Origin of the sequence: Eubacterium segne (assembly GCF_014287775.1) — a bacterium.
Classification (GTDB): Bacteria; Bacillota; Clostridia; order Lachnospirales; family Lachnospiraceae; genus Eubacterium_G; species Eubacterium_G segne.
On sequence record NZ_JACOOZ010000004.1, the window covers coordinates 260,630 to 277,082 of the forward strand.

Here is a 16,453-nt window from a genome sequence, read left to right on the forward strand (position 1 = left end):
AAGTGAAACTTGGTGCTATCCAAACGCATAGTTTGGCTCCCTCTGAGTAAGAGCGCACAATGAGCAACGCGAATGTTTATAAACGTTGGGCTCCGCCCACGTATAAGTGCGCCCTTCTTAAAAGAAGAAGGGAATAGAAAAATATCTACTCCCTTTCACAAACTACTTATTTGAATTAACATTTGTTTCCTTAACTCCCATTGCTGTTGAAAAATATTTACCGTTTTGTTCCTGCTTGTTTAAAAATCCTATCAATTTAGGTATGTCATCTTTTTCAATAGTTTTTCCCAAAACTGATTCAACTGCTGCACCTACCTCAATTAACCTGTGATTTCGCTTTCTTCTATTTTCCTCAGCCTGCTTCTTTTCCAACTCTTTAATCTGTTCCTTTAAATTGTTTGCCTTTTCCAAATATGCAATTTGTTTCTTTGAAAGTTCATCTTTTCTTTCTTCATATGTTCTTTTTGCCATTTTAAATCCCTCCTATTATTTAATTGCTTCAACATCATTTCTTATTCTTAAATCTCTGCCTTCATTTTTTGACAAAAAATTTTCCAGCACATCTTTTTTAATAAGAAACTTTCTGCCTACCTTTATTACAGGTATTTTTTTCCACTCAATTAGATTTCTTAAAGTATTCTTTCCTATACCTGTAGATTTTGAAGCTTCTTCTACTGTATAAGCTAATTTAGCATTTTGCATGTTTATCATCTCCTTTCTCGCTTGCATATTGCAATTATTGTTTTATAATATAATTTGCTTTTTAAAATTTGTCAATATCTTTAGCAAATTAATTTCAATACTCAATATTGCATTATGCAAATATATATGATATTATTTTGTTATCTTAAAGAGAGGAGTTTATTCCTATGAGAGATAAACAATTATGTGCTGATATTGGAAAACGTATCAAGCAAAGACGTAAAGAATTAAATCTGAGTTTAGGATATATAGCTGACAAAATGGGCGTTAATATATCCACAGCTCAAAGATATGAAGCAGGACTTATTGATAATTCTAAAAAAATTGTTGTGGACAGTCTTGCTGAAATACTTCACACTACACCGGAATGGTTACGTGGAGAAACATCAGATTTAAACTCTGATGTAAAAGATTATATGGAACTGAAACTAATTGATTCATTCAATTCAGTTTTAAAATCTTTCTCTAATAATTTAACTGAAGACGCATCAATGTTTTCTAAAAACATGTTTTTATTATTATTAAATGAATTTGCAGAATTTAACAAATCTTTTGAATTTGCTCTTTCTAATTATTCTAATAATGATAATAGTGATATTGCTAAAACTATTGGGTTTAGTTCTTCAAATGAGTTTAATGAAGTTATGTTTTTAAGAGAGCTTAACAGTACAATAAATACTTTTACCGAGTTAAGCGATATTCTTAGAACTTATGCAAAAAATCCAACTATTGCAAACAACAGACTTAACGCTCTTTTGAAGCAATAATATTTAAATAATTTTATGTAGGAGGTATTTCACATGGTTACAAAAAAATAAAAAGTTAATTACTTGAAGAAAAATGATATATTAGCCTATTATCCTTTCCCAAGTACTTAACTTGGAAAGGAAATAATATGAATAATTTTGAGTCACTACAAACAGGAAGTGTAAGAAAAAAAGGTTCTCAATGGTATTACCGATTTAGAATAAAAGATCAGGATGGAAATTGGAAAATGCATGAATTCAAGGGCGGTCAAACTAAAGCCGAAACTACTTTTATGCTAAAGCAGGCTCTTGAAGAATATCGTCAGGATGGTTCTATATTTTATGCTGGTTCCTTAACTGTAGGACAGCTTGCCGATATGTGGTACAATGCCGAAATTGAAAATAGTAATCTTACCACTAATGGCAAATACGGATATAAAAATGTAATCAATAATATTCACAATAATTCTTTTTCTCAAATCAAATTAAAGGATTTAACTATAGAAGATATTCAGGAATATGTTGACGGATTATATTTTGGCATTTATGACAATGAAGGCAATCAAATTGCCAAACCTTATGCAAAAGCAACTATGAGGAAATTTTTTCTTGTCCTTAACAATATGTTTAAGTATGCAGTCTATCCCAAAAAACTGCTTAGAGAAAATTTAATGCAATATGTTAAAAAAAGAAAAGTTGCAAAAGATAATTCTCTTTTTGGTAACTCTAATGAAGCTAAAGTACAAACCATAACGCATCAGGAATTTTTAAAAATAATTAACTACTTATCTTCCGTAGAAGATTATTGTTATTTGGCATTACCAATTCAAATTGCTTACCATACAGGTATGAGAGCCGGAGAAGTATGTGGACTAACTTGGGATGATATTGATTTTGAAAATCAGGTTTTATATGTTAGACGTTCGATGTATTATGACAAGGATTTGAAAACTTGGGAGCTGAAAGTTCCTAAAAATGGCAAGCCACGAGCTATAGATTTTGGAGACAGTCTTGCCCATATTTTATTAATTGCAAAACACGAGCAACAACGAAACAAAAAAATCTATGGCGATTTGTATCAGAATCAGTTTTATCATACAACCGAAATAAGAGGTAAATCACATTGTCAGATTTATACGGACTATAACGAATCTTATATTAAGAATTCCACACGTTTTTGTCATGGAATTCATGTGGATGATATTGATTCCAACGTTTCACTATCTCCTTTAACTTTTGTATGTACAAAGCCTGATGGAGAATTACTTACAACTCAAACTCTCAAATGGTGTAACAAAGTAGTTCAGAAGAATTTGCCTGAAATCAGTCACTTTCATTTTCATTGTTTAAGACATACTTACGCTTCTACATTAGTATTAAATGGTGCTAACATTAAAGATGTACAGTCACTACTTGGACATTCAGATATAAAGATTACTCTGAATACTTATTCTCATGTTACTGAAAAATCCAGAAAGAAAGCTGTCAATATATTTGAGAATGCTATTTCTGATAAGATAGGATAGGATGAGATAAGATTTTTTACAAAATAATTTATGAATAGATATAAGAAAATATAATCGAAAATAACATCCTTCCCACAACTTGTGGGAAGATTTGTGGGAAAGGTTTACATAACATTGATTTTTTCGAACCTTTTTCCTTCTAATTTAATCTGATTTTTATTGATGTTTTTTAATGTTGATGTTGTTGTTACATTAATTTTTTAATAATGATTTTAAAACTGAAATATGTAGATTGGTAGTTATTTTAAGATTGTATTTTTCAGGGGAAAACAAGTTGCTTTTATGTTTCAGAGAAGTTTCTGGTTTTATAAGGGATTTTGCGGAATGTGCCTTTAAATAAGGCAGTGCACAGCTCGATTGCACTTAGTTTCATCTCGCTGATGCGGCATTCGCCGCATTAAATAAAAAGAAAAAAGACGCTCTGTCTTGAATGCAAGCATTCAGACCATATCGTCCTTTTTCTTTCCATTTTGCACTGCTCATTGCTAACGCACAAAAAAAGTACCACCCCAGGCAATTTAATGTCCGAAACGGTACCCGCAAGTGCGCCTCCAGGGGCTCGAACCCTGCACACCCTGATTAAGAGTCAGGTGCTCTACCAAATGAGCTAGAGGCGCAAAACCTATGTCTTTGTTCTTTAACGGAACGAATGCTATTATATAACAGTTTTTTAATAATTTCAAGTAATTTTTTACATTTTCTTCATTTTATTTTCTTTTTTGTGATTTGCCACAAAAAATTACTGTTATTTTCTCATTTAGCAGTTATTATTTCCAATTTTTTAACGGTTATTACAGCTTTTTCAACAATTCCTTCTTCTTGCTATTAAATTCTTCATCACTTAATATCCCCTTTTCTTTTAATTCAGATAATTTTTCTATCTGCCCTAGTACATCCACCTGTGCTTCCGTGGTATTTTGGGTTGTTTCCTTTATGAATTTGTCCGGAATGTCGTTTTGCCTTAGCACGTCCATAAATTCCACGCATTTTCCAGCCTGTCCGTATATACTTACTCCCGTTAGCATTTCCAAACGTATTAACTGGTTCTTGTTATCGCTGTCTATGTAGGATATTTCAATGTTATTTTTTTGCTCCATGGCTTTCATATCTGAACGTGAACTACTTAAAAGCCATTCTGCATTGCTTATTTTTCTTTCTACAATTTCAAGTTTTTTTATTTTTTCGTATGGAATCGCCATTTCCTCAAACCACTCCACTGTTGTCATTGTAGGTTTCAAATAAAAACAGTCCTCCAAAACATTTAACCCTATCTCCCCTGACTGAGCCTTAGGATATTTTGCCAAACCTCCATTATATGTAACGCCATAGCGGATTATTGCTCCCTCCACAGGTGCCTTCATGTTTTTACTCTCTGCATTATGCTGTTTCATCTGCTCCGAGGATTCCGCAAAGGCTTTCTTTGTTTTGTCGGTAGTGTCTTTTAATGTTTCCTTGGCTTTTTCAAACATTCCATCTATTTTGTCATTTCCAAACAATCCCATTTTTTCACCTTCCCTACATTATCAAATCTGTTATATGCTGTGCTGTTCTTACGGAATCCAATATAATCCATCCGTAAATTCCATAAGCTACTACCAATGGCATTATTACAACCACTATTGCAGGGATTCCTTTTTTCAGAATGTTCTGTTTTTTAAAACTTTTTTTTGCAAAATCTCCGAAATTCTTATCTGAAAAATCCTTGTCTCTTTTAATTTCTGATAATGCCATCCCAAAGCCCACAAAATACACCAACGCTCCTAAAAGTGACCATACATTTGCTATCAGGTAAATGCCTGCTATGGCTAAAACCCCCGTGATAACACCGTAAGCCGGAGCTGCCTCCTTCTTTTCCACCTTAACTTTGCTTTCTGTTATTTTTGCTCCGCAAGCTGTACACACGTTAATGTTATCCATTACTTCCTTTCCACATTTTGGACATTTTTTCATTATTTCTTTCCTCCTTTGATTTTATGCCCTAATTATATTCCTTCATAGGTACACACGTGTGTCTCCTTAAAATTTAATCGTCTTACTTTTACGAATTTTTTAAGTTTTTTTATTTCTTTGCAAATATTTCTTCCTATAATTATTGTTTTTTATTTTTATACTATTTATAATGTTCAAATAGGCACTTATAATTATGAATTTATGCTTTTAGGAGAAAAAGTTTTATGGACAATAAAAAAAATAAATTTGAAGTCAACAGCAGATATTTTACCATTGCAATTTACTGCATCGTATCTGTATTTATTATGGCAGTTTTAGTGCGTGCCGTTTTCTTTTGGGAGTCAACTTCAGCCACTCTCAACGCCTTCTTATCTGCCATGTCACCTTTTTTAATAGGAATACTTATTGCTTTCCTTATTAATCCGTTAGTTTCCTGGATGCGAAAAAAGGTATTCAAAAAGTTTTTCCATATAAAAAATGATGCTTTAAACAGAATGTTGGCAATTTTTGTATCTTATGGCATTGTTTTAAGCGCAACAGCTTTGGGACTTACTGTTCTTATTCCTGAATTAATTGACAGTTTGAACCAGCTTTTGGAGAAAATGCCTTCATGGGCTAATTCCATTATGGACTTTTTAAACAGACTATCGGAAAAGTACCCGGATTTGGATCTTAAATATATACAGGATACCATAACCAGTGCCGATTCAACTCTACAAAGTTTTCTTAGTGATTTTATAAAAAATATCACCACTACCATTGTTGTAACCGGTGTTACTGTTATTAAATTTGTATTTAATCTTATTGTTGCAATTATCGTTTCTTGCTATCTTCTTATTGATAAGAAAATGCAGATACGTGGAATTAAACGTATTGTTTTTGCTACTTTTAAATATGAGCGTGCCAACAAGATATGGAATATTATTAAAAGGTCTCTAAGAATTTTCATGGACTTTTTTGATGGCAAAATGATTGATTCCCTTATTATCGGAATTTTAACTTTTATTAGCATGATAATAATCAGCCTTTTTAATGTTTCCGGTTTTGCCGAGTGTGCCCTTTTAGTAAGTATCATTGTGTGCATTACCAATATGATTCCATACTTTGGCCCTTTCCTTGGGGGAATTCCAAGTGCCCTTCTTTTGTGCATTTACTCTCTTCAAAGCGGTCTCATATTTGGCATACTGATTATTGTTATTCAGCAGCTTGACGGAAATGTTATTGGTCCAAAAATTCTGGGAGATTCCACAGGTATGCGTCCGCTGTGGATAATATTTGCCATTACTTTAGGTGGATGGCTTGCAGGTGTTCCCGGTATGTTGCTTGGTGTTCCTTGTGTTGCCGTTATTACCGGATTAATGGAAGACCATGTAAACGAGAAACTTGCCGAGAAAAATATTAATTTGCCGGTTATTAAAAATGAAAAGGTCCGCAAAGGGAAGGATAAGGATAAGAACAAGAACAATAATAAGGAAGAAACTAAATCGGAAGATTAAAATACAGATAATGATACAAGAAGCCGGGGGATGTAAGACTTGGTAGATTGTGAACTTGTAGATTGTGAACTTGTAGATTGTGGCAGTTGGATTGTAATTTTTTTACAATTCAACTGCCTTTTTTCATATGGCCGATGAAGGCATAATTCCTACCGGGAATTTCTTATGAAATCAACCTTTTCCTGGTTCATTTTGCAGATTATATTCCTCTCACAGCATCCAAATGATTTGTGTACAGTTATTTTCTCAATTCTAGCTTTCCAACCGCCCACGCCTAATTTCCAACCAGCTTTCATTTAGCCTAATTCCCCTATTTTCTGCCATTTTCCCTTTCTACCCATTAGCCACCGGCTTGCCCGTCTACCTGTTAGCCACCAGCTTGTGTATAGGATTTCCCATTTGAGAAAACTTGCTTTCATATTCCGTCATTACATTTCCTTTAACCATTTCGCTATCATTATGAAGGTCCCATGTCTGTGCTACCAGATTCCATCCTGCCTCCGGCACCTGCTCTAAGGAAAACTGGAAAAGCAAATCATTATCTGTCTTAAATTCCACCACTCCGTCTTTTTTTAGAATATTATCATATCTCTCGAAAAACTGCTTTGACGTAAGTCTTCTTTTTGCATGTCTGTCCTTCGGCCACGGATCTGAAAAATTCAGATATATTCTATCAACTTCTTCCTTATTAAATACATCACAAATATACTCCGCCTCCATTCTTATAAAACGGAGATTTGGTACCTCTATATCCTGGCACTTTTCAATTGCTCTAATCAAAACGCTGGAATACTTCTCAATTCCTACATAATTAATATCCGGATTTTCAAGGGCTAACTGTGTAATAAACCTACCCTTGCCCATTCCTATTTCTATTCTTATGGGATTATTATTTCCAAACTCTTCATTCCATTTTCCTTTTAAAACCTGTGGTTCATTTATTGCTAAATTGCTTTCTGCAATAGCTTCCCTTGATCCCGGTACATTTCTTAATCTCATGCCTGTCTCCAATCTGTAAAATACATAAATTTATTTGCCTGATATAGATATTAACTAATCACTTATTATAATGAAAAATTCTAATTGGTTTCATTAATTTTTTCAAGTTTTTATTGTAATTTTTACAAAAAGTGTTAAAGTAGACTTAAAGTCTAAGAAAGGGTATTTGAGCAAATCTACCCTTGATGTGTAAGTCTCGGTAAGATTGTCACCGGGGCTTTTTGTCTATTATCTTTACTACATATTTTGTTAAATGTATTATTAATTATTATTTAAGGATAATAGTATAATAGAGGGGCAAATGTATTTTTAGTGCCACTCTGTTTTATGCCCAAAACCATATGATATAAAAATCTCACAACATAAAAACATATGGTATAAGATTATATGACATAAAACAATATAACTTAAAGTGAAGGAGGCTGCACATGAGTCAGGATATTAACAAAATCATAAACGAATTGGCAGAAATTGATTCAGCTTCAGCTAAAATTATGCAACAATCGCTTAATGAAAAAGCAAAGTATGCAGATTATATTAATCAGCAAAAAAAACAATACGACCGGGAACTTCAAATGGATGTGGACTCCTGTGTTAATGAATATAAAGAACAGTTAAATAAAGAAAACGAAATAGAAATAGATAAATGCCAAAAGGAATGTTTAAAGGATATAGAAAAGTTAAACAATCTCTTTGCATCAAAGGGTGAAGCCTTAGCGGAAGGTATATTTAACAACATTATAAAGGAGTGAGCCTATGAGAAACGGAAAATTAGTGGCTTACAGTGGCATGACTACCAAAATAAGGGCAATGAAAAAAGGTCTTATTTCCCAGTCTGAATATGATGAGATTGCAAACTTAAAAACCGTTCCTGATTTAATCAGTTATCTGCAAACCTTTCCATCATATGCAGATGTTTTGTCGGATTTAGATGCTTCCACAGCCCATCGTGGAGATGTGGAAAGCCGCATGACCTTTTCAACATACTATGATTTTTCTAAGATATTCCATTTTGCCGGAAACATGCAAAAACGATATTTGGAATTTTATTTTATGAAGTACGAAATTGCCACTTTAAAGGCATCCATGCGAAATATTATGGACAGCAGAAATTCAACTATTCCTGTCCTTGTTGATAAACATTTCAAGCGACATTCAAAGTTTGACATAGATAATCTTATAAACTCCTCCAACATGGAGGAATTTGTAAACAATCTTTCAGGCTCTGTTTATGAAAAAACAATTAGAAAGGTTTACGAACTTGACAGCCCTACACTTTTTGATTACGAAATGTCCTTAGACCTTTTCTTTTTCAATTATGTGTGGGGCAACAAAAATAAATTTATTCCAAAGGGTGAATGCAAATACTTCCTGGATTCCTTCGGTTCTCAGGTGGATTTGTTAAACATTCTCTGGATTTACCGCTGTAAAAAATACTACACGGTAACAGATTCCCAGATTTATTCGTTTCTGATACCCATTTATCACAATATTGAGAGAAACGACATAAAAGCCATGGTAGAAGCTGAAAATAACGAGGTATTTTTTGAGTTAGTAAACAAGAGCTATTACGGACGTACTTACGGGTTTGAGCCGGGAGAATCAATGGAGTCCCAGTTTGGTGGAATTTTAAATACTATATATATGGAAGATTTCCGAACTGCTCCATACTCCTTAGCAGCCATAAATGCATACTTCCACCTAAAAAATTTGGAGGTTGCAAAGGTAGTAACAGCAATGGAGTGTATAAGATACGGATATTCTCCGGAAGTCATTACCCGATACATTAATCAAAAGAAAGGGGTTTTGTAATGATTGAAAAAATGAGTTTTGTGACTTTAGCCGGTCCCAAAAATGAAATCGATTATCTCGTAACCCACTATTTAAGTAAGCATGATATTCACTTAGAAAATGCTTTGGCAGAATTTAGTTCTTCCGACCAGTTCACCACTTACAACGAGGAAAATCCTTTTAAGGATGCCCTTAACAAAAGTCACGAACTTATGGGACTTGTGAAGAACCCTGAAAAGGTAAAAATTGAAAATATCAGTATTAAAAGTGCTGAAGGCTTTATAGATAAAATTGATGACAGGCTTTCAGACATAGAGGATGAGATTTCAAAGCTTAATACTCAGATTCAGGCTCTTGATGCCGACTTCAACTCCCTTGCCCCATTTAAAGGGCTTAATTACACATTAAAGGGAATTTATGATATGGATTTTTTCAAATACCGTTTTGGCAAAATTCCAAAAGTCAATTTTGATAAGTTTGAGTCGTACCTTGACCCTGATATTAACGCAATTTTTATTACTACTTTAGCAGAAACGGAATATGTTTACGGGGTATTTTTTGCACCTAATGAATATTTTGAAGAAGTTGCAAAAGATTTTAAGAACATAAATTTTGATGAAATTGCCATTGCAAAAAAATATAAGGATTTTCCTGACAAGGAATGTGAAAATATTTTAAGTCAGAAAGAAGATTTGCAAAAGCAGGTTCAGGCAAAGGAAGATTCCATAAACGACGTTATTGAAGAAAGCAAAACTAAACTTGTTTCCGCTATCAGACGAATAGAAACTGCATATAGTAATTTTGACGTAAGGAAATTATCAGCGGTTACAAGGGAATCCGGTGTGAATTTTCAGGTTTTATGTGGATGGATGGCAACTAAGGAGGCAAAAAAACTCCAGAAGGAAACCGACGACGATGTAAATATTGTGTGCATTGTCAGCGATGATGTCACGGAGCATAAAACTAAGCCACCAACAAAATTAAAGAATTTAAAAATTGTAAAGCCTTTTGAATTGTTTGTAAAAATGTACGGACTTCCGGCTTACAACGAATTTGACCCTACTTTATTTTTAACCATAACCTATGCCTTTATTTTCGGCATAATGTTTGGTGATTTAGGTCAGGGGCTATGCCTTTTTATTGGTGGAGCTATTTTATACAAAGTTAAAAAAATGGATTTGGCAGGAATTGTCTGTGCCGCAGGAGTAAGCTCCTGTATATTCGGTGCCCTGTTTGGAAGCTTTTTCGGATTTGAGTTTGATTCCGTCATAAGCCCTCTTAAATCCATGGTAACGCTACCGTTTTTAGGAGAAATTAATATTGTTCTTGTAGCAGCATTTCTCTTTGGTTCGTTTGTTATATTAACCACCATGGTGCTTAATATTGCCAATGCTATAAAGCAGAAAAACCTTGGCAAGGCATTGTTTGGGCCTAATGCCGTAACCGGTTTTATCTTTTACGCCAGCGTTATAGCAGTTATTTTACTTTACATGACAGGAAAGCCGTTGCCGGGAACAGTGTTACTTATAATAATGTTTGTTGTTCCCCTTGCTTTAATATTCTTTGAGGAACCTCTTAAGAATTTAATTGCAAAGAAAAAGCCTATAGATGAATCGGCAGGAATTTTTGCGGCAACAGCGTTTTTTGAATTGTTTGACTACCTTATAACTTATTTGTCAAATGCTCTATCCTTTTTGCGTATCGGAGTTTTTGCCATAAGTCACGCAGCTATGATGGAGGTTGTTATGACCTTAGCCGGTGCGGAAAATGGTGGCATGCCAAATATACTTGTAGTCATTATTGGAAACATTATTGTTTTAGGTATGGAGGGACTTGTTGTTGGAATACAGGTACTCCGTCTTGAATATTATGAAATTTTCGGACGTTTTTATGATGGAAGCGGACGTGAATTTGTTCCATTTAGGAAGAATAATAAATAAAAACATAAAAACCAGGAGGAAATTAACATGTTAATTAGTATTTTATTTTTAGTAGCTTTAGTACTTACAATTGTACTTCCAATTATTGTTTATTTTGTAGGTGAGCAGAGTAAAGGTCGTTTTAAAAGAACAATGCTTACTAACTGCATTACATTCTTTAGCGTATTTCTTTTTGCAACTGTTTTCTTATTCACAAACACTGCCAGTGCTAAAGTAGCTTCAGATTCTACTATTTCAAGTGGTATCGGTCTTATTGCTGCCGGTCTTGCCATTGGACTTTCATGTATAGGTTCAGGTTATGCCGTTGCAAGCTCAGCCAGTGCAGCTCTTGGTGCATTAAGCGAAGATTCAAGCATTTTCGGTAAAGCCCTTATCTTTGTAGCCCTTGCAGAAGGTATTGCTCTTTGGGGATTTATCGTTGCTTTCCTTATTTTAACACACGTTGCATAAATAACGTTTTTGGAGGCGTATATGAATATGTATTTAATTAGCGATAATGTAGACACTTTAACAGGCATGCGCCTTGCCGGAGTTGAAGGTGAAGTTGTACATGGTCGCAAAGAGACAAAACAGGCAGTTGAAAAGATTTTAGAAGACAAACATCTCGGTATTCTGCTTATTACGGAAAAATTAAGTTTTGAAATTCCTGAAATAATTGATGATATCAAACTTAACAGGAAACGCCCTCTATTAGTGGAAATTCCTGACCGTCACGGTTCAGGAAGACAGCCAAACTTCATTACCAATTACATTAATGAAGCTATTGGAATAAAACTTTAGAAAGGATGTGGCGCCAATGACTATAGAAGAAAAGATGGAACACTTCAGGATGATTTCCCTTGAAAGTGCCAATAATCAAAGTGCTGAATCATTAAGTAGCTACAAAAAATCCTTAGACGATGATTTAGAGGTCTATAAGGACAATTCTAAACGACTTGCAGAAGAATCAAAGCGTGCAAGAATTAATCAGGTTAAGTCTGATTGCAAAAAGCAGCTTGCGTCTTCCCAAATGGCAATAAAAAAGGATTTAACAAAAAAACAGTCTGAAATTAAAGTTAAAGTTTTTGACATTGTCCGTAAAAAAATTGCTGATTACAGAACTACTCCTGAATACATTGCAAACATTAAGCATCAGATACAGTCTGTTTTAGATGAATATGGTGATTCTGAGCTTACGGTTTATATTGATTCAAATGACTCAGCTTTACTTGATGAATTAAAATCAGATTTTAACTGCAATATACAGGTTTATGATAAGGATTTTCTTGGAGGCACAAGAAGCATTATTCCTGATAAAAATATTCTGATAGACTATTCTTTTAAGACAAAGCTTATGGAAGAACAGGAAAAATTCGCAATTACATTGTAGGAGGCAGCCAATTGGAAAAAACAGGTATTATATATGGCATTAACGGGCCTGTCGTTTATATTAAAGGAAAAACAGACTTTAAAATGGGCGAAATGGTTTACGTTAGTTCTGAAAGATTAGTTGGTGAGGTAATCGGACTTACTTCAGAAATGACTACAATTCAGGTATACGAAGAAACCAGTGGTCTTAAACCCGGAGAATTGGTGTATGGTACTGACAGTGCTATTTTCGTTACACTGGCTCCCGGCATACTTGATAATATTTTTGATGGTATTGAAAGACCTTTAAGTGAAATAGAAAAACAGTCAGGAGCCTTTATTTCAAGAGGTGTCAGTGTAGATTCCCTTGATACTAAAAAGAAATGGAAGGTTCAGATTAAGGTTTCCGTGGGAGAATATGTTTCCGGCGGTACAATCATTGCGGAAACTCAGGAAACCCGGGCTATTGTCCACAAATCAATGGTTCCTCCATACATCGAAGGAACAGTTATTGATGTGGCTGAAGATGGTGAATATACCATTAACGACACCATCGTTACTATAAAGAAAGAAAATGGAGCTATTGTAGACCTTTCTCTTACCCAGAAATGGCCTATCAGACAGCCACGACCTATTGCAAAGCGCTATGGAACAACACAGCCTCTTGTTACAGGTCAGAGAATTATGGACACATTATTCCCATTGGCAAAAGGCGGTACTGCTGCCATTCCGGGAGGTTTTGGTACCGGAAAAACCATGAACCAGCATCAGATTGCCAAGTGGGCTGATGCAGATATTATTATTTATATCGGATGCGGTGAGCGTGGTAATGAAATGACTCAGGTTCTTGAGGAATTTTCAGAACTTATCGACCCGAAATCCGGCAATCCTTTAATGGATAGAACAACACTTATTGCAAATACAAGTAATATGCCTGTTGCAGCCAGAGAGGCTTCTATTTATACAGGTATTACTCTTGCAGAATATTACAGGGATATGGGATATCACGTTGCAATTATGGCTGATTCCACATCCAGATGGGCTGAGGCTCTCCGTGAGTTATCAGGACGTTTGGAGGAAATGCCTGCTGAGGAAGGTTTCCCGGCATATCTTGCCAGCCGTCTTTCGGCATTCTACGAAAGAGCCGGTTATATGGAAAACCTTAACGGAACTGAAGGTTCCATTAGTATTATTGGCGCAGTTTCACCTCAGGGTGGTGATTTTTCGGAACCGGTTACACAAAATACCAAACGTTTCGTACGTTGTTTCTGGGGTCTTGACAAATCCCTTGCCTACGCAAGACATTTCCCGGCCATTCACTGGCTTACAAGCTACAGTGAATATGTGGACGAACTTGCCAACTGGTACAACACAAATGTAGGCCCTGATTTTACCGAATGCAGAGCTAAAATACTTGCCCTGCTTAATCAGGAAAGTTCTTTAATGGAAATTGTAAAGCTTATTGGTAGTGACGTTTTGCCGGATGACCAGAAGCTTACTTTGGAAATTGCAAGAGTTATAAGACTGGGATTTTTACAGCAGAATGCATTTCATGACCAGGATACCTGCGTTCCGCTGAAAAAACAGCTACTTATGATGAAAACCATACTTTATTTATATGACAAGGCATCAAGTCTTATTTCATACGGTATGCCAATGTCAGTTTTAAAGGAAAATAAGATTTTTGAAAAGGTTATTGCCATAAAATATGATGTTCCTAATGATAAATTAGGTATGTTTGATGATTATACAACCGCTATTAATAACTTCTATTCAGAAATAATGGAAGAGAATGCATAAGGAGGGTACCATATGGCTATAGAATATTTAGGATTAAGTGAAATTAATGGACCACTTGTTGCATTAGAAGGTGTAAAGGATGCGGCTTTTGACGAAATTGTTGAATTTTCCATTAATGATGGTGAGGAAAAACGTCTTGGACGTATTATTGAAATATATGAGGATAAGGCAATAATTCAGGTTTTTGAAGGCTCGGAGGGTATGTCTCTTACCAATACCCATACCAAGCTTACAGGACACCCTATGGAAATTGCCCTTTCTCCTGACATTTTAGGACGTACTTTTAACGGTATTGGCCGCCCTATTGACGGTCTTTCACCTATCAATGGCGAAAAGCGTGATGTAAACGGCAAACCTTTAAATCCGGTAAGCCGTGAATATCCCAGAAACTATATAAGAACCGGTATTTCCGCCATAGACGGACTTACCACATTGATTCGTGGACAGAAGCTGCCTATTTTTTCCGGCAACGGACTTCCACATGACCAGCTTGCAGCCCAATTGGTAAATCAGTCTTCCTTAGGAGACAGTGATGAAAAGTTTGCCATTGTGTTTGCTGCCATGGGCGTAAAAAATGATGTTGCTGACTTTTTCAAAAAGTCTTTTGAGGAATCCGGTGCCTTAGAACATACCGTTATGTTCCTTAACATGGCGAATGACCCTGTTGTAGAACGTCTTATTACCCCTAAGGTTGCCCTGACAGTTGCAGAATATCTTGCCTACGAAAAAGATATGCATATTCTTGTAATTCTTACTGATATGACAACCTATGCAGAAGCCATGCGTGAGGTATCTTCTTCTAAAGGGGAAATTCCTTCAAGAAAAGGTTATCCGGGATATTTGTACAGTGAACTTGCTACAATTTATGAGCGTGCCGGCATTATTAAAGGTGCCAAAGGTTCCGTAACCCAGATTCCGATTCTTACAATGCCAAATGATGATATTACTCATCCAATTCCTGACCTTACAGGATATATTACGGAAGGTCAGATTACTTTAGACCGTTCATTAAATGGGCAGGGAATTTATCCTCCTATTAATGTTCTTCCGTCTCTTTCAAGACTTATGAAGGACGGTATCGGTGAAGGATTTACAAGGGATGATCATCAGGATGTTGCAAACCAGCTGTTTTCGGCTTACGCCAAAGTAGGTGATGCCAGAGCTCTTGCTTCAGTTATCGGTGAAGATGAATTATCTCCAACAGATAAGAAATACCTTGAATTTGGTAAAGCCTTTGAGACTGAATTTGTAGGTCAGGGTCTTGGAGTAAACAGAAATATTATTGAAACATTAAATCTTGGCTGGAAGCTTCTTCATATTCTTCCTAAAGAAGAACTTGATAGAATTGACACAAAGATACTGGATAAATACTATGATGCATTTGGAGAAAATTAAAGTTTTTCCACTTAAATTGCTAAATGTGATTACACCACTTTTGGTAATTATACACTTACTAAAATAGGAGTGGGTTTATTATGAATTTAAACACAGTACCTACAAAAGGTAATTTGATGTCCGCAAAAAGCTCCCTTACCCTTGCAAAACAGGGATTTGAGCTAATGGACAAAAAAAGAAATATTCTCATTCGTGAAATAATGGATCTTAACGAAAAAGCAAAAGGTATTCAAACAGAAATTGATATGACCTTTAGGGAAGCCTATAGCGCTCTTGAAAAGGCAAATATTGAACTGGGAATTAAAAACGTGGAAACTTTTGCTTTTAACGTTACTCCTGAGAATGACATAAGGATAAAATCAAGAAGTGTTATGGGTACGGAAATCCCTCTTGTAAGACATAAGGAAGAAATCCGAAACCCCGTATATTCTTTTTATGGCACTACGGAATCCCTTGATATGGCAAAATCCTGTTTTGAGAAGGTTAAGGATTTAACCATCAGACTTTCCATGATTGAAAATGCCGCTTATCGTCTTGCTTACAATATCAAGAAAACCCAAAAGCGTGCCAACGCCCTTAAGAATATAACCATTCCAAGCTATGAAGCATTAGTAAAAACCATTGAAAATGCTTTGGAAGAAAAGGAACGTGAGGAATTTACAAGACTTAAGGTTATAAAATCAAGGGTTAAATAAAAAAAACAGTAACCATTGGACAATATTAACTGTTCATTAGTTACTGTTTTTTATTATTCTTATGCT

The 16,453-nt window shown here is 35.1% G+C and carries 17 protein-coding genes and 1 tRNA gene; 12 read left to right on the forward strand and 6 right to left on the reverse strand.

Translation table 11 applies throughout. The features are described 5' to 3' along the window. Positions 1-162: 162 nt before the first annotated feature. Positions 163-471, reverse strand: coding sequence for a relaxasome subunit MobC (locus tag H8S00_RS07580; protein ID WP_118024963.1), 309 nt, complete (start codon positions 469-471; stop codon positions 163-165). Positions 472-486: 15 nt separating this feature from the next. Continuing rightward, positions 487-702 carry a helix-turn-helix domain-containing protein gene (locus H8S00_RS07585; protein ID WP_021953575.1) on the reverse strand — a complete coding sequence of 72 codons (216 nt, stop codon included), beginning with the start codon at positions 700-702 and terminating at the stop codon, positions 487-489. Between the two features lie 167 nt (positions 703-869). On the opposite strand from H8S00_RS07585, the gene H8S00_RS07590 reads away from it, so the two are divergent. Together H8S00_RS07590 and H8S00_RS07595 are read left to right on the forward strand one after the other, a co-directional pair. Then, positions 870-1,469: a helix-turn-helix domain-containing protein gene (locus tag H8S00_RS07590; protein ID WP_118024964.1), complete on the forward strand. Its 600-nt coding sequence runs from the start codon at positions 870-872 to the stop codon at positions 1,467-1,469. A 128-nt stretch (positions 1,470-1,597) separates the two neighbouring features. Further along, the gene (locus H8S00_RS07595; protein WP_186840350.1) at positions 1,598-2,974 is read left to right on the forward strand and encodes a tyrosine-type recombinase/integrase; all 1,377 of its coding nucleotides are present in this window, start codon (positions 1,598-1,600) and stop codon (positions 2,972-2,974) included. Between the two features lie 544 nt (positions 2,975-3,518). Here the strand turns inward: H8S00_RS07595 and H8S00_RS07600 are convergent. The 3 genes from H8S00_RS07600 to H8S00_RS07610 form a co-directional block, all read right to left on the reverse strand. Then, positions 3,519-3,591, reverse strand: a tRNA-Lys gene (locus tag H8S00_RS07600). Between the two features lie 174 nt (positions 3,592-3,765). Continuing rightward, positions 3,766-4,476: an SHOCT domain-containing protein gene (locus H8S00_RS07605; RefSeq protein ID WP_118589810.1), complete on the reverse strand. Its 711-nt coding sequence runs from the start codon at positions 4,474-4,476 to the stop codon at positions 3,766-3,768. A gap of 13 nt (positions 4,477-4,489) precedes the next feature. Next, positions 4,490-4,924: a zinc-ribbon domain-containing protein gene (locus tag H8S00_RS07610; RefSeq protein ID WP_021953579.1), complete on the reverse strand. Its 435-nt coding sequence runs from the start codon at positions 4,922-4,924 to the stop codon at positions 4,490-4,492. A gap of 224 nt (positions 4,925-5,148) precedes the next feature. Between H8S00_RS07610 and H8S00_RS07615 the strand changes: the two genes are divergently transcribed. After that, positions 5,149-6,420, forward strand: coding sequence for an AI-2E family transporter (locus H8S00_RS07615; protein ID WP_186840351.1), 1,272 nt, complete (start codon positions 5,149-5,151; stop codon positions 6,418-6,420). A 360-nt stretch (positions 6,421-6,780) separates the two neighbouring features. On the opposite strand, the gene trmB is transcribed toward H8S00_RS07615, so the two are convergent. Continuing rightward, positions 6,781-7,419 (reverse strand): tRNA (guanosine(46)-N7)-methyltransferase TrmB, encoded by a 639-nt coding sequence (gene trmB, locus H8S00_RS07620; RefSeq protein WP_021953582.1) that lies wholly within the window; start codon positions 7,417-7,419, stop codon positions 6,781-6,783. Positions 7,420-7,847: 428 nt separating this feature from the next. Between trmB and H8S00_RS07625 the strand changes: the two genes are divergently transcribed. The 9 genes from H8S00_RS07625 (at position 7,848) to H8S00_RS07665 (ending at position 16,387) form a co-directional block, all read left to right on the forward strand. After that, entirely contained in the window at positions 7,848-8,171 is a 324-nt protein-coding gene (locus H8S00_RS07625; RefSeq protein WP_021953583.1) for a hypothetical protein, read from the forward strand. A gap of 4 nt (positions 8,172-8,175) precedes the next feature. Continuing rightward, a complete protein-coding gene (locus H8S00_RS07630; RefSeq protein ID WP_186840352.1) occupies positions 8,176-9,231 on the forward strand; it encodes a V0D/AC39 family V-type ATPase subunit in 1,056 nt (351 codons plus the stop codon). Continuing rightward, positions 9,231-11,150 (forward strand): V-type ATP synthase subunit I, encoded by a 1,920-nt coding sequence (locus H8S00_RS07635; RefSeq protein WP_186840353.1) that lies wholly within the window; start codon positions 9,231-9,233, stop codon positions 11,148-11,150. The genes H8S00_RS07630 and H8S00_RS07635 overlap by 1 nt, the downstream gene beginning before the upstream one ends. A gap of 27 nt (positions 11,151-11,177) precedes the next feature. Then, positions 11,178-11,600, forward strand: a complete 423-nt coding sequence (locus H8S00_RS07640; protein WP_021953586.1) for an ATP synthase subunit C — start codon at positions 11,178-11,180, stop codon at positions 11,598-11,600. Between the two features lie 21 nt (positions 11,601-11,621). Next, positions 11,622-11,930 carry a V-type ATP synthase subunit F gene (locus H8S00_RS07645; protein ID WP_186840354.1) on the forward strand — a complete coding sequence of 103 codons (309 nt, stop codon included), beginning with the start codon at positions 11,622-11,624 and terminating at the stop codon, positions 11,928-11,930. Positions 11,931-11,946: 16 nt separating this feature from the next. Beyond that, on the forward strand, positions 11,947-12,519 hold the full coding sequence (locus H8S00_RS07650) for a V-type ATP synthase subunit E (protein ID WP_118590208.1): 573 nt from the start codon (positions 11,947-11,949) through the stop codon (positions 12,517-12,519). A gap of 11 nt (positions 12,520-12,530) precedes the next feature. After that, positions 12,531-14,297: a V-type ATP synthase subunit A gene (locus tag H8S00_RS07655; protein WP_186840355.1), complete on the forward strand. Its 1,767-nt coding sequence runs from the start codon at positions 12,531-12,533 to the stop codon at positions 14,295-14,297. Between the two features lie 12 nt (positions 14,298-14,309). Continuing rightward, positions 14,310-15,692, forward strand: coding sequence for a V-type ATP synthase subunit B (locus H8S00_RS07660; RefSeq protein ID WP_021953590.1), 1,383 nt, complete (start codon positions 14,310-14,312; stop codon positions 15,690-15,692). A gap of 80 nt (positions 15,693-15,772) precedes the next feature. Continuing rightward, the gene (locus H8S00_RS07665) at positions 15,773-16,387 is read left to right on the forward strand and encodes a V-type ATP synthase subunit D (RefSeq protein ID WP_186840356.1); all 615 of its coding nucleotides are present in this window, start codon (positions 15,773-15,775) and stop codon (positions 16,385-16,387) included. The last annotated feature ends 66 nt before the right edge of the window (positions 16,388-16,453 follow it).